Annotated in this window: 17 protein-coding genes; 15 read left to right on the forward strand and 2 right to left on the reverse strand. The window is 33.8% G+C overall.

Annotation, left to right across the window (positions count from 1 at the left end):
* The first annotated feature begins 46 nt into the window (after positions 1 to 46).
* The 9 genes from OSJ91_RS03865 to OSJ91_RS03905 all read left to right on the forward strand — a co-directional run bounded on the left by OSJ91_RS03865 (position 47) and on the right by OSJ91_RS03905 (position 7,122).
* A complete protein-coding gene (locus OSJ91_RS03865) occupies positions 47 to 277 on the forward strand; it encodes a hypothetical protein (protein WP_350301287.1) in 231 nt (76 codons plus the stop codon).
* A 582-nt stretch (positions 278 to 859) separates the two neighbouring features.
* Positions 860 to 1,675, forward strand: coding sequence for a lipid II flippase Amj family protein (locus tag OSJ91_RS03870; RefSeq protein ID WP_350301288.1), 816 nt, complete (start codon positions 860 to 862; stop codon positions 1,673 to 1,675).
* 174 nt (positions 1,676 to 1,849) lie between these two features.
* Positions 1,850 to 2,383: a hypothetical protein gene (locus tag OSJ91_RS03875; protein WP_485891031.1), complete on the forward strand. Its 534-nt coding sequence runs from the start codon at positions 1,850 to 1,852 to the stop codon at positions 2,381 to 2,383.
* Positions 2,384 to 2,803: 420 nt separating this feature from the next.
* Positions 2,804 to 3,154, forward strand: coding sequence for a PadR family transcriptional regulator (locus OSJ91_RS03880; RefSeq protein WP_485891032.1), 351 nt, complete (start codon positions 2,804 to 2,806; stop codon positions 3,152 to 3,154).
* Positions 3,141 to 3,983 carry a permease prefix domain 1-containing protein gene (locus OSJ91_RS03885; RefSeq protein WP_350301291.1) on the forward strand — a complete coding sequence of 281 codons (843 nt, stop codon included), beginning with the start codon at positions 3,141 to 3,143 and terminating at the stop codon, positions 3,981 to 3,983. Before OSJ91_RS03880 ends, OSJ91_RS03885 begins: the two co-directional genes overlap by 14 nt.
* 516 nt (positions 3,984 to 4,499) lie before the next feature.
* Positions 4,500 to 5,531: an alpha/beta hydrolase gene (locus OSJ91_RS03890; protein ID WP_485891033.1), complete on the forward strand. Its 1,032-nt coding sequence runs from the start codon at positions 4,500 to 4,502 to the stop codon at positions 5,529 to 5,531.
* A 231-nt stretch (positions 5,532 to 5,762) separates the two neighbouring features.
* Positions 5,763 to 6,362, forward strand: coding sequence for a hypothetical protein (locus OSJ91_RS03895; protein WP_485891034.1), 600 nt, complete (start codon positions 5,763 to 5,765; stop codon positions 6,360 to 6,362).
* 191 nt (positions 6,363 to 6,553) lie between these two features.
* A complete protein-coding gene (locus tag OSJ91_RS03900) occupies positions 6,554 to 6,754 on the forward strand; it encodes a hypothetical protein (RefSeq protein ID WP_485891035.1) in 201 nt (66 codons plus the stop codon).
* Positions 6,755 to 6,972: 218 nt separating this feature from the next.
* A complete protein-coding gene (locus OSJ91_RS03905) occupies positions 6,973 to 7,122 on the forward strand; it encodes a hypothetical protein (protein WP_048680414.1) in 150 nt (49 codons plus the stop codon).
* A gap of 59 nt (positions 7,123 to 7,181) precedes the next feature.
* Here the strand turns inward: OSJ91_RS03905 and OSJ91_RS03910 are convergent, their stop codons facing one another.
* On the reverse strand, positions 7,182 to 7,406 hold the full coding sequence (locus OSJ91_RS03910) for a hypothetical protein (RefSeq protein ID WP_485891036.1): 225 nt from the start codon (positions 7,404 to 7,406) through the stop codon (positions 7,182 to 7,184).
* Positions 7,407 to 8,271: 865 nt separating this feature from the next.
* Here OSJ91_RS03910 and OSJ91_RS03915 point away from each other — a divergent pair.
* From OSJ91_RS03915 to OSJ91_RS03930, 4 genes are all read left to right on the forward strand, one after another.
* On the forward strand, positions 8,272 to 8,805 hold the full coding sequence (locus OSJ91_RS03915) for a GNAT family N-acetyltransferase (protein ID WP_350301296.1): 534 nt from the start codon (positions 8,272 to 8,274) through the stop codon (positions 8,803 to 8,805).
* A 158-nt stretch (positions 8,806 to 8,963) separates the two neighbouring features.
* Positions 8,964 to 9,893 (forward strand): aminoglycoside phosphotransferase family protein, encoded by a 930-nt coding sequence (locus tag OSJ91_RS03920; RefSeq protein ID WP_485891037.1) that lies wholly within the window; start codon positions 8,964 to 8,966, stop codon positions 9,891 to 9,893.
* A gap of 134 nt (positions 9,894 to 10,027) precedes the next feature.
* Positions 10,028 to 10,588 (forward strand): histidine phosphatase family protein, encoded by a 561-nt coding sequence (locus OSJ91_RS03925; RefSeq protein ID WP_485891842.1) that lies wholly within the window; start codon positions 10,028 to 10,030, stop codon positions 10,586 to 10,588.
* A gap of 289 nt (positions 10,589 to 10,877) precedes the next feature.
* Entirely contained in the window at positions 10,878 to 11,258 is a 381-nt protein-coding gene (locus OSJ91_RS03930) for a winged helix-turn-helix transcriptional regulator (protein WP_350301298.1), read from the forward strand.
* A gap of 34 nt (positions 11,259 to 11,292) precedes the next feature.
* Here the strand turns inward: OSJ91_RS03930 and OSJ91_RS03935 are convergent, their stop codons facing one another.
* Positions 11,293 to 12,363 (reverse strand): SDR family oxidoreductase, encoded by a 1,071-nt coding sequence (locus OSJ91_RS03935; protein ID WP_485891038.1) that lies wholly within the window; start codon positions 12,361 to 12,363, stop codon positions 11,293 to 11,295.
* 454 nt (positions 12,364 to 12,817) lie between these two features.
* On the opposite strand from OSJ91_RS03935, the gene OSJ91_RS03940 reads away from it, so the two are divergent.
* Both OSJ91_RS03940 and OSJ91_RS03945 read left to right on the forward strand, forming a co-directional pair.
* Entirely contained in the window at positions 12,818 to 13,282 is a 465-nt protein-coding gene (locus OSJ91_RS03940; protein WP_485891039.1) for a DnaD domain protein, read from the forward strand.
* A 720-nt stretch (positions 13,283 to 14,002) separates the two neighbouring features.
* Positions 14,003 to 14,425 (forward strand): DUF4181 domain-containing protein, encoded by a 423-nt coding sequence (locus OSJ91_RS03945; protein ID WP_485891040.1) that lies wholly within the window; start codon positions 14,003 to 14,005, stop codon positions 14,423 to 14,425.
* Positions 14,426 to 14,442: the final 17 nt, after the last annotated feature.

The following is a 14,442-nucleotide window of genomic DNA, read 5'->3' on the forward strand; positions in this document are numbered from 1 at the left end:
TTGAATTAGAGGTATAATTTTATAAAAGCTCACAGGTGGTGGGAAGATGACTTTAAAAGAGTTTATTGAGTTCCAAGAAGGTATAGCAATCGGCGAAGAATATTCATTTACATATCAAAATGAAGAATATTGGATAAGCCAAAATCCAGGTGCATATTACCTTACACGAGTCAGAGGTTCCTATACTCAAGTGTTTGGAGCATCTGAGGCTCTTTTTAAAAATGGAACAATCGAAGGAAGACTTCTTTCAGAAATTTATATGGATATTGAGTGGTAATATAAATCGTTAATATGTTCTTGTTGAACTAACGGGTGCGTTAGCTGAAAATCGGAGCTGTCTTTAAGGCAGCTTTTTCTTATGGAACTATCGGGGCAGGTTAGTTGCATAAGATGATACAATGTTATTTAGCAGATGTTGCAGCAAGAGCGATAGTATTTTTCATACTCTAAATAATTTGGAAGTGAGTAAAAGATGTATTTATTTTTTTTGATATTGGTGGTTATTACTGGAATTGTCTCAATTGTTGATATTGTTTTGGGATTAAAAGATATTAACGAAGGAATAAAACTGTTAGTGAATTTGTCTAATGTTTTATTTTTTGTTTCTTTGCTATTTTTTGTGATTAAAAGTGGAAAAAGCTATAAGCATAAAAATAGACCCCTTTGAGGAACGGCAATTAGGTGGGTCTATCTTACTTTTAAGCCAACCTTTAGGGGTTGGCTATTTATAACTTCAATAAGAGAGTTGCTTTGACAGCACTTTTTCTTATGGAACTAAAGGGGCAGGATAGTTCCATAACACAAACTGGAAATATATGTGGTAATATGGGAAGAAATATATTAAAGTAGGTAATTTGTTTTGGAACTCTTAACAGAAAAATTAATTCTTATATCTCTATTTATATTTATTATCCATTCTATCGAAACACTTGCATATGCAGTCAGATTATCTGGTGCAAGAGTAAGATTGTTAGCTTCAGCTCTATCCTTATTTAACTTGATGGTTATGATTTCTCGAATAGCGAATATGATGCAGCAACCATTTACAGGGAGCCTGGTTGATAATGCTCCTAAAGTAAATACACTAGAGTTTGTTGAAAATCAATACAGGATCATTATTGGTTCATCAACATTAGGAACAATAATAGGTATTCTTTTACTTCCTACTTTTATTGCTATTTTTTCAAGGGCTATTGTTCATTTATCTGAAGAAAGAGGCTCTATACCATCTTTGATTAAAAAGGGGTTAACTTTCGAATACATTAAGCGTGGGATAAAACACATTCATTTACCAAAGTTTTCTTACTTAAAGGATATTAGATTTAAAAATATTCCAATAAGATTGTTTTTAATTAATATGGTAATAACTGCAATCTATACAATTGGAGTGTTATCTGCGTTATATGCTGCTTTAATAGCTCCAGAAAGGGCAACAACTGCTATTATGGCATCGGGTCTTATAAATGGAATAGCTACAATTTTACTTATAATTTTTATTGACCCTAAAATATCTATTCTTGCTGATGACGTAATAAATCAAAAGGGAAGTTACCTTAATCTCAAGGGTGTATCTCTTATGATGGTTACTTCTCGGTTATTAGGAACGATTCTAGCCCAAGTGTTTTTTATTCCAGGGGCAGGATATATTGCGTGGTTTACTAAATTTATTGTCTAATAAATATCTGATTTCTAAACAACTAACGGGTGCGTTAGCTAAAGATCGGAGCTGTCTTTAAGGCAGCTTTTTCTTATGGAACTAAAGGGGCAGTTTAGTTCAAGAAGAATTCACACTTATTTCCGGAAATTATTGTTATAATAATACAGTTATGTTAAATAAAGGGGTGTTGAATTGATTGGTTGGTTAATTATTTTCTGTGAGATTGGATTTTGGGTGTTTGTTTTAGCAGGATTATTAGTTAGATATATTTTAAAGAAAAAGAAGCTTGGTACATTGTTGCTTATTTGTACGCCTATCGTCGATATCATTTTACTCATTGCTACTGTTTTAGATTTAAAAAATGGGGAAATTGCAACAACCGTACATGGACTTTCTGCCATTTATATAGGGGTAAGTGTAGCGTTTGGGCATCAGATGATCAAATGGGCGGATGCGCATTTCGCTTATAAATATGGAAATGGTGAAAAACCTATAAAAAAGAAAAGATTCGGAAGGGAACATGCTAGACAGGAGCGTATAGGATGGTTCCGGCATTTTGTTTCTTGGTTAATAGGAGGAGCTGTTTTAGCAGTGATGATCTTTTCGATTAATAATTCTTCTCAGACTCAAGCATTGCTTAATACTTTAAAATTATGGACATTGATCTTGGTTATTGATTTTATTATCAGTTTTAGTTATACCTTGTTTCCAAAAAAAGAAAGGTAAAGTTTTCTTTCCATCTTGAAAATAGTTGAAACGAATATGGTAAGAGGACTAGAAGATAAAAGAGTAAAGTCTCTTTTTTTAAGTAATGGAGGAGGTTAAGTGGAAGATGAAATATTGTCTTTATCCTGTTTCATATACACCTTGATGTAAATACAGTAGAGGAGGAATTGAATTTTAAAAAAGATTAGCATGCTTCCATTATTAATCAATTAAAAAAAAGCCAAAAAGTCACTCCAAAAACTGAAGCTCCTTTTTCAACTAAAAGGTGCTTTACTTCAATAAGTAAGGTTGCTGAGGCAGCCTTTTTCTTTATGGAACTATCGGGGCAGGTTAGTTAATTAAGGAACAACCTGTTTTTTTGAAGGAATACCTTGCATTATAAGGTAATGTAAAATATATTTATACCAAGAGGTGGTAAAATTGGAAATTAATAAGGAAGTCTTGAAAGGCCATATAGACACTCTCATCCTTTCTCTTTTACATAGGAGGGATATGTACGGCTATGAATTAGCCAAAATCGTTCGAGAAAAGAGTGATGACCAATTTGAATTAAAAGAAGGTACGCTTTATCTATCTTTAAAGAGATTAGAAAAGAATGAATGGGTTTCTTCTTACTGGGGGGATGAACAAGGACCAGGAGGAAGAAGAAAATATTACAAGCTTACAGCCATGGGTGAAGAAGAATTTGAAAAAAAGCGTTCGGAATGGAAATTTGTAAAAAAATTAATCGATACGTTTTTGGAAGGGGAAGAAAAGAGTGAAGCAAATTGAAGAGTATGTTAATTCTGTTTATCGAAATGTTGATGGTGATAAAAATGAAATTGACGAATTAAAAGAGGAAATGCAATCGCATTTATTAGAGGCTGCCTATGAGTTAAAAGAAAAGGGAGTATCGGAAGAAGAAGCGAGCAGAATGGCTATTGAAAACTTCGGAGATAAAAAACACATGATTAAAGGATTATCAGAATTTTTTAGTGTACAAAAGAGATTTGCTCGTTATATCTTATTATTTTCATTGGTTTCACTTGTGCTAGGAGCTATCATTTTTGTAAATACCTCCTTAGAAATATATAATTTCAAGGAAGAAAGAAGCATCATCATGAACGATGTGTTAACCATTGTAGGTGATGATGATGTGATTTCTGACTCCAAAAAAGAGGATATTCAAACTCTTTTCGACGAACATAAGGATCATTTGAATTATCTTGCAATATTTAACACAGAAGAGAACGCTCAATTAAAAGATTGGTTGAAAGAATTTAATATAACACAAAAACCTTCTACCACTTACCCCATTGAATATCAGTATGCAACATTTATGATTGAAGATCCGTATGAAATTTTTAATAAAGAAGGAATTGTTAGCGATAATTATGATTTAGGAACAGTGGCGAGTACAAAGGATAATTGGATTGTTCAATATGAATATAAGGATACCTACCAGAATGTTATTGAAGCAAATAATTCATGGGCATTAGGAGATTACATGGATATTTTTCAGCTGCCGATTTTGTTCTTTGTAGTGTTTGGGGTTCTAATTATTGTTTGGGGATTCTTAAAAAAATATCATAAAACATATTTAAAAGGACTTATAAACTGAATTTCTTAATGAACTAACGGGTGGTTTAGTTCAATAAGGGAGGTTGCTGAAGCAACCTTTTTTTATGCAACTAAAGGGGCAGGATAGTTCAATAAGGAAATGGAAACATAACCCAATATATCGGTCTTTATGCTATAGTTAAATAGACATATAGAGTATAGTGATGAAAAAAGCCGTTATTATATTTTATTAATTCAATAATGAAAAGGTGGTGAGACAAATGATGGTTTTTGTACCAGGAGTCTTAACAGTTATAGCTGCTATTATTCTATTTTACAATGGTTTCGTAAACATAAGGGGATTAGAATTTCAATTTGTTTTGCGATTTTATCGTTAATTATGGCAAAAAGGCCATCAAAGGCACGATAAAAAGAGCTTATTATTTCTTGAACTACCAGGTGCTTAGTGCAATAAGGATTATCAAAAATAATCAATACCCATCACATTAAATAAGAGCATGTTTTGATCAATCGTATATTTGGATTACATTAAGCAGAAAGGAATTAAAGGAATTAGATGAAAAATATAAAGAAATTAATAAAATATATCGGAGTAATTATTATAATAGTACTAATCATAGCACTTTTTTCCCCTACATGGACTCCGCATATAAAAGGTGATAACAGTATAAGTGCATTAGAACAAGTAGAGATAAATGGAAGTAGTCATGAAATTATGATACGTGGCAATGATAAGGATAATCCAGTTATTATTTTTGTACATGGAGGACCCGGATGTCCGGAAATACCATATGCCGATAAATACCAAGACTTATTGGAAACCAATTTTACGGTTGTTAATTACGACCAAAGAGCAAGTGGAAAATCATATCATTTTTTGGAGGACTATTCTAATCTTTCATCAGACTTACTGGTAGAGGACTTATTGGCTATGACCGATTATATATCAGAACGTCTTGGCAAAGAAAAGGTAATACTAATTGGTCATTCTTATGGTACATATATTGCAATGCAAGCTGCCTATAAAGCCCATGAAAAATATGAAGCATATATTGGTATTGGACAGATGAGTGATACAACAGAAAGCGAGATTGACAGTTTGAACTACAGTATTAATCAGGCTCAAAATGTTGGTAATACGGATGATGTTTTATATTTACAAGGGTTAACTGAAAAAATCAAAAATGGCGATACGTTTACCCCACGAAATTATGTTATGAAATATGGTGGGGCTTCAAGACTTATTGATAACCCCGATGGTGATAACATAGGTATTTTATTCAGTAGTGAGTATAACTTATTAGATGTAATCCGTTATAACTATGGGTTATCCTATTCTCAAAAGACTTTGTTAAAGGAAGTATTAAAAAATCCATTACCTACTATAGTAACGAAACTTAAATTACCGTGCTATTTTATCATGGGTAAATATGACTACATGACTTCATCTAATGCAGCAAAAAAATATTTTGATATGATTGAAGCAAATAAAAAAGAATTTATTACTTTTGAACAATCAGCTCATTATCCACAATTTGAAGAGAAGGAAAAATTTTATGAATGGATGTGCGATACATTTATAAAATAAATATAAATAAATAGGGTAGCTTTTTACTTACCTTGAAAGAGAGATTGTGAAGGATTGTACTTAAACTAACGGGTGCGTTAGCTGAAGATCGGAGCTGTCTTTAAGACAGCTTTTTCTTATGGAACTATCGGGGCAGGTTAGTTGAAGAACATTATTTCTAATAAATCCATTATTTGTTAATATAGAGGTAACTAATGATTTGCTTTTGAAATAAAAATGAGGGGTAATACAATGAAACGAATGCCATTCGAACAACCAACCGACCATTATGATGAAAAGGTTTTTTCAATAGATGAACAACTTTGTGCATTATTAAAACACCGTAAGGAAATTTCAAATAATGATCCAGGTTTTCCACCTCATAAAAATATCTCAAATTGGGCAAAAAGGTTCGGACTGTACGAGGATTTGTTAAATTCGGTATTCGGTACATTGAGAAATGATGAAGAATTTAGACCACGTGTTGAACCAAAAGATTTTAGACGGCATTTACCCATCTTAAAATCAGTTGATAAAGGTGAATATTTATATACCGTAACTTTTATTCGGCAATACCAGAATGCAAGCGTGGTTCATCTTAATATCGATTGGGATTCGACGAAGGAGTCACCATACGACGGGCATCAACACAATTTTTTCGAATTGTTTTTAGGAGAACAATATGATTGTCGATGGGATACTGGAAGTGGTTCAACAGGACAATTCGTATATAGTTTTATCGTGTCTCCGCCGTTACCTGACGATATTTCAGGACTTGATTTAGTTTTTAGAGAATATAGCGTGCCTTTTGGGGACAAACCCACAGGTCTAGAGATTTCAATGCATTTGTAATAATTTCGCTAAAGAGTGATTTACTTCAAAGATGTTGGAAGCCTCCCTTTCTTAATTGTGCGTTTGCTGAAGATCGGAGCTGTCTTTAAGGCAGCTTTTTTTATAGAACTAAAGGGGGAGGTTAGTTGAATGAGGTAATATTTGGATTAAGATAGATATAAGTAGAAAAGTTAAGAATAAGGGGTGATTTTTTGGAGAAAAATATTGGGGATGTAGATTTTTTTAAACAAGTAGTAAAAAGACTTTGCAAAAAAAAAGAAACCTTAATTGAAATCATCGAGAACGTAATGGTTATTAGCATTAAGAATCATTTAAAAGATGGAGTAGACTTAGATTGTTTTAATATTTTAAACCTTATTTACCGAACAATTGGACCTTTAGAAGAGAGCTGAACAAACAAGAAATAGAATTATTGAGGCTTATGCAGAGTGCATTTTCAATGAAATGAACCATTTGGCGATGAATTATTTACTAAGTTTTTAATGTTTTTACTGATATATGCAAAGTTACCAGTACACTAATAAAGTAATAAGGTTTACTTCAGTAAAATAAGGTATATTATATTTGTTGAATAGATTCTCTTTAAAGACAAGAAAAGTAGGTGAACAAAGTGGGAAAATATCAATTGGATACCAAAGGTAAGGTAGCTGTGACAAAGTTTCATGAAAAACAGAAGCCTGCCAAATTTGATAAAAAGCAGCAACTTGAAAAAATACGTGCGGAGTATTTGAAAAAGAAGCAAAAACAAACAGATAAATAATATGAATGAAAACATAGGAAGACTAAAATCTCCCTATGTTTTTCTTATTCGAAGTTCTTTTAGAGTTTATTATTCCCATGAATTTCAGATTCGGTGACAAAAAACTCGTCATCAGATATCCATTCCTCACTAAAAATTTCAGTAGCAGAATCAATGGACCAGCCGTTATTTTGGATACACCAGTAATCTCCAGCAGAAATTTTTAAAACATTTGGATACTCACTTGGCTTAGGTAGCTGAATAAAAAGATAAGTCTCGATCTCTTCAGCAAGATACTTTCTCAACACCCCACACTCAAAGAAAGTCAGGGAATACCAATGCGCTGAATTTACTTCTAATAACTTAAAGGTAAACCAATGAGTAAACCTATAAAAAACCTACTATATCAACGTTTATAGGTTAAAAGGTTTACAGGTTTATGCAATTGTGGAATTCTTTATATAAAAAAATAGATAGATGATGAGTTAGAGTTAGCCTTAGACAAAATTAGCTTATCAATCATCATTAGAAAGTTTGAAAATCGCTAGAATGGTTTTCTGAACACACAAAGCTGATTAATAAGCATAGATGGAATGTAGCAAGCTACCAGCGTTTAGCTTAATAGCTTTTATATGCTGCTTTAATTCATACTTTCAATTTTACGCTTGACGAGTTTTTTATAAAAATGGCTACGGTTTTGGTTACGTTTCAAAATAGTCGTAAATCAATTCTAGTCAATTACGATAGTTAAGAAACATTGTATTCATCGTAAGAACTAATATAGAATAATTTAAAATAATTGGAAAAAATATACCTCGAATAAATAAACTGCAATCTATTAAATTGTTGATATATCAATGTTTCTAACGTGTTTTTTGATGAATTTATAAACTTAGTTACGTTTTTGATTACGTTTTTCCCAATTTTCTGTATATGGTGCAAACAAACACAAGAAAATAGGTAAGTTATTCATCGTTCAAATATATATAGGCTATTTTTTCAAACCTCTTACTTATGCAACTAACGCATGCTTTACTTCTTTATGGGGCTGGAAACAGCTCCATTTTCTAATGGAACTAACGGGGCAGGTTAGGTCATTAAGAACCTAATGAAATATATGGTATAATATGTAATAAATATACATAAGACCTAACAAGGGAGAGTTAATTAATGTTTCCAATATTAGAGACAGAAAGACTAATACTAAGAGAAATAAAAAAAGAGGATGCAGAAGGTATTTTCGCTTGTTTTTCTAACAACAATGTAACACGTTATTATGGGCAAGAAACATTACGGAGTATAGAACAAGCAGAGAAGTTCGTTGATTTCTTTTCAAAAAACTACGATGAACAAAGAGGCATACGCTGGGGGATTGAAAGAAAAGAGACCAAAGGTATAATTGGAACAATTGGCTTTAATGCTTGGTTGCCTAAACATAAAAGAGCAGAAATAGGGTATGAAATCCATCCAGAGCAGTGGAGAAAAGGATATACTTCAGAAGCAATAGCTAAAGTTCTTTCATATGGCTTTGATGTTATGGATTTAACTCGTATAGGTGCTGTTGTATTTATTGACAATGAAGCATCTAATAATTTACTAATTAAAATTGGTTTTCAAAAAGAGGGAGTTTTGAAGAAATATATGTATCAAAATGGTGAAGCACACGATACCTATGTCTATTCATTACTCGAAAGTAATAATTAATTAAAGTTCTTCAGCCAACAGGTGCGTTCGTTTAACAAAGGGTTGCTGCGGCAGCCTTTTTCTAATGGAACTAAAGGGACAGGTTAGTGGAATAACTGAAAACTAAAGGGACATTTGTTAATGTTATAGAAGTGAAAAGATAAAAATTGAGGTAATATATGGATGAAATTATAAAAACTCTTCGAGACAGAGTAAAGTTTTTAAAAAACGCCACTAAAATTGAAAAACTATCAAAAGGGTACTCTCCCGATAAAAAATATGTGGTTTATGTTGATGATAACAAATTTTTGTTACGGGTATATGATATGGTGGGGCATGAAAAGAAGAAGGCAGAGTTTCAAATATTGAACAAAATGAAACAGTTTAATGTTCAATCATCACAACCGATTGATATAGGTATTATTGAAGCGTTAAACTCCGGTTATAATATTTACTCTTATATAGATGGTATAGATGCAAAAGAGGCAATACATACACTTAAAGAAGAAGAACAATATAAAATTGGAATGGAAGCAGGTATACAACTATCGAGGATGCATTTATATGAAGCTCCTTCAACAGTTAAAAACTGGTATGACCGAGCGATGGATAAGCATTATAGATATCTAAATGCTTACAAATCTTGTGGTATAAAGATTAAAAATGAAGAAAAGATTATTGATTTTATTGAAAAGAATAAACATCATGTAAAAAATCGTTCCAATCACTTGCAGCATGATGATTTTCATCTGGAGAATATTATTGTGAATGATAAGCAGTATGCTGGTGTAATTGATTTTAATAATTTTGATTGGGGGGACCCATATCATGACTTTGTAAAAGTAGCATTATTTCAAAGGGAATTAAGCGTTCCATTTTCAATTGGACAAATTGAAGGATATTTTGTTGGTAGTGTTCCTGAAGATTTTTGGATGCTTTATTCTATCTATACGGGAATGGTTATCTTTTCATCAGTTGTATGGTCTTTACGATTTGCACCAGACAATTTAGATGCAATGATAACACGATTATACGTTGTGTTGGAAGACCACAAAGATTTTGAATTACTAAAACCTACATGGTATGAACCAAATAAGTTATTAAACTAACAGATGCTTTAATAAGGGAGGTTGCTGCGGCAGCCCTTTACTTATGGAACTAAAGGGGCAGTTTAGTTAATCAAGGAAAATAAAAGAGAATAGTAGATTAAGCTTTTACTATTTAATTGGGGGATACTTGTATGATAAAAAAGATTTATGTTGTTAGACATTGTGAAGCACAGGGCCAACCTTCTGAAGCACAATTAACAAAAAAAGGATTGAAACAAGCGAAATATTTATCTGAATTTTTCTCCAATACTAAAATTGACCGAATCATATCAAGTCCATTTTTACGTGCTATTCAATCAGCAGAACCAATAAGTAAGAAAAAAAACTTGAAAATAGAGATTGATGAACGTTTGTCAGAACGCACACTAAGTACAACGGACTTACCTGACTGGTTTGAAAAACTTAAAGCAACGTTCAATGATATGGAGTTGAAATTTGAAGGAGGAGAGTCGAGTCAAGAAGCAATGAACCGAATAGTAAACGTTGTAGGTGAAGTGTTTAAAAGTGAAACTGAAAACACAATAATCGTTACTCACGGAAATTTAATGTCTTTACTGCTAAAGAATTATAATAATAACTTTGATTTTGAATGTTGGAAGAATCTTAGTAATCCTGACGTCTTTCAATTAACTTTTACAAAAAATGATGTAAATATGGAACGTATATGGCAAGAAGAAACAATAATAAATATTTGATTAGGCGTATTATTTTGTTCAACTAACAAGGGCTTTACTCAATAAGGGAGTTGCATGGCAGCTCTTGTTCTTATATTTGTGAAGGCTTGTACTTAAACTAACGGGTGCATTAGCTGAAGATCATAGCTGTCTTTTAGGCAGCTTTTTCTTAGAGAACTAAAGGGCAGGATAGCGCAATATTTTGCTTGCAGTTATAATGTTCAAAAACGGATATTTACTGGCTCCAATTCATATGATGTTTACCAGTGACCTGTGTCGAAATATTCTAAAAAGGGAGGTAAGGTGTGTAATGAAGGATCCTAATAAGATTTACAACACTGCGGTAGAGGGAACTTTGGAGGTGATTGGAGGAAAGTGGAAACCAGTAATTCTCTTTCATCTAACATTTGGAAAGAAACGTAACAATGAATTGAAAAGCTTGATACCCGCAATTACTCAAAAAATGTTAACGCAGCAACTTCGGGAGCTTGAAGAGGAAGGCGTCATCTTGCGCATTTCTTACAATCAGGTTCCACCAAAAGTCGAATATGAGTTAACAGACTACGGCTGGAGTCTAAAGGAGATTCTTCATCTGATGTGTAGGTGGGGGGATTTGCATATAGAGAGAAAGTACGGGGGAAGGGCTACCGTTCTAGCCAATCCACAGCTTGAAGACGTACATGACATATAAGAAGCCGACCTAATTTACAAGGCCGGCTTTTCGTTTATGGGATAACTTTACGTTTGCGGAAGTCGTCGAAGATGTTCATAAACATCGCTTCGGTATCGACGTATTCGTGAAAACCTAAGCGACGGGCCTTAGTTCCGTCGGCGAAGAAATCGTAATCCCAAGAGAACACGAAATCACCGAATCGCCAGGAGGATACGTCTTTATAGGAATGCCGAGCAAGCCCATGATTCTTGACCATTTTGTTCCAAAGTTGCTCCTTGTCCGCCATGACAACGTCCAGTGACATCTGCAGCGGAGGCGCCGTCTCCAAGCCGAAGTAGTGAGCGATCTTCGGCCATAATTCATTCCAACGGAACAGATCGCCGTTCGTGATGTTGAATGCCTGATTAGCACAACGCTCGTCTGTCGCCGCCCATACTGTTGCCTTCGCGAGAAGCCCCGCATCTGTCATCTCCAAGAGGCTGTCATAAGCACCGGGTTTGCCCGGAAACCGTAGCGGAAGTCCAAGCTCCTTCGAAATTGAGGCGTAGATCGCAATAACCATGGCGAGGTTCATCGGATTTCCAAGCGAGAAACCGCAGACTACAGAAGGACGGAGCGCCGACCAAGTCCAAGCCTTACCTTTTTGCCTTTGTTCTAAGAAATCTTGCTGATCGATATTGAACTCGGGTGGCATATGGTTAGCGTCTGTCTCACGAGCAGGGGTCTTGAACGGGCCGAGATGTGCGCCGTATACCTTGTATCCCTGCATCAAACTGACATGTTCTAAACCCGACGCGATTGGTTCTATCGCCTCTACGGTATTCACTAGCATGGCGAGGTTGGGCGGAACAAGTTCGGCCCAAGTTGGACGGTCCTGATAGGCGGCATAGAAGATGTGTGTTACCTCAGTTAAACTGTTTAGCTTCTCGCGGGTGTCGTCTATATTGAGTAGATCTGCAGCCACATACCGGACACGGCCGACAGACTCTCCGCCTCGACGCGATACGCCGATCACGTCCCAGTCAGGGAGAGTAATGAGGTGATCAATAAGGTTGCGTCCGATAACACCATTTGCGCCTACGACCAAGGCGACTTTGCGTGTTGTTTGAGATTCATAATTCATTATGTTTCAGCTCCTTCTGTATTGTGCTTTGTTCACTGTTATTTTGCATCAAGAAACCACACTTGAGAAGTACGCACTTTGAAGTACCATAAGAACTTTTTTGTAATCCAGCAGTGCTCTTAAGACAAATATTTTGTATTAATAACATTAAAAAAGCCATCATTTTAAAATAATGCTAGTTTACTAAATTGTTATATAATCCTCTCACTTCTCTTATTCGTTCTTGCGCTAACGGGTACGTTAGTAGAATAACTTAAGCCATTTTTGAAGCTCTTTCATATTTTTCAATCTTCCGCAATCGGGCCATATAATTGAAAAGCACGTTTTAAAAAATCTTGAATAAGGTGAGATTGTGAAGAAATGTATTTAAACTATCGGGGCAGTTTAGTTCAATAGGCAGGGAAATATTGAAGGTGTAATGAAATAGAAATTAAATGAAATTAAGGAGAAAAGGATGACGAAAAAGAAGAAAACATTAAAAAAAACAAAGGGTAAAATAATACAAGGTAAGACAAATGAAGATAGATTTAAAGAAATACATGGAATGACTATTCAGGAATGGAACGCAAAGCAAGAAGAAGAATTTAAAGCTAAAACAGGAATGACTTACGATGAATGGTATGTAAATCAAGTAAAAACAACGACACCGATTGAATTTATTAAAGAACCCAAAGGTACTATTACAGAAGAAGATGTAAAGTTAATTAAGGATTTGCAAGAATTGGGACTGAAAGATGAAGTAATAATCGTTTTACTGCATTATGTTATAGTGGTCAGTAGAATCGGAATGGTACACTCCTTGGTTAAAGAATTGGGTAAAAGTTGGCACGAAAACAATCTAACTACTGTTGAAGAAGCTTTTGTCTTTGTTAGGGATGAACAGAAAAAATACAAAGAATCACCAGGGAAAAATTACTGATATGGTCGTAATTAGAAATTTATTCTTTAAGTAACGGTGCGTTAGCTTAAGATCGGAGCTGTCTTTAAGGGCAGCTTTTTCTTTATGGAACTATCGGGGTATGTTAGTTCCATAACGATTTGGATTTTTATGGTATAATTTTAAAGGTTGCAACGGATCCTGTATCATTCTCACCCTTCGGTCACCTTGCTCTATATCATTACCGAACAAGATACAAATAACGTATTGAAAATATTAGTGTTTTTCACTGAAGTTTTGTTTCATTCGTAGTGATCGTTATAAATTACAAAAAAGGACGATTTATTATGTCTAAAAAAATAGTAATTATTCTAGGAGCATTTATATTAACTCTACTTACTTTAAATAACCCTTTAACTGTTATGTGGGAAACCTCTGGAGTATTTGAAGTTTGGAGTTTTTGGATTATAGTTCTTGTTCTATTTTTCTATTTATGATTCTGTTCTACATCACCTTTTTGAGATCCGTGGGCTGCCATTTGGCCTTTTTTGCTTTAACGGGTGCGTTAGCTGAAGATCGTAGCTGTCTATAAGGCAGCTTTTTCTTATGGAACTAAAGGGACAGGATAGTTCAAGAGTGTATATGGAGTTGTTCAACAATTGGGCCACTTTATTGAAGATGGGTCTTGTTTAGAATGAGTATATTTGAAATAATTGGAGCTTGATAAAAAGAAAGAGTTTTTTTGTAGGTGGTGATTCGTTCGTGGAGAGTGTTTTCGTAAAGTTAATTTTAATGTTATCTGTTTTTGGACTTTTTCTCTTTTTCATTAATAAAGTTTTGAGAAAATGGCTTAATGTTGAAAAGAAAAAATTGTTTTCCTATGGCCATGTAAATGATAAACACAAAAAAATTGATTGGACAATTAGAATCATTTTTATTGTCTTTTTGTTTTTCGGTTTTTTCACTAACGTCAAACGTGATCCTTTAGAGCATATTTGGTTTTTGGAAACGCATATCCTTTTGTTTGTTTTTATAATTGCATCTGAAACAGTTAGAGTAATTATGGAGAAGAGATATGCAGAAAATAGAAATGATTATATTTTTTCAACTATTCAATTAGTGATAATATCAATATTTTTACTTTCAGTGTTTACGACTGATTTTTTTTGGTTGTTGAAATGGTAAAAAATCTATCTTCAGCA

This window comes from Bacillus sp. T-10(2022) (genome assembly GCF_056502895.1).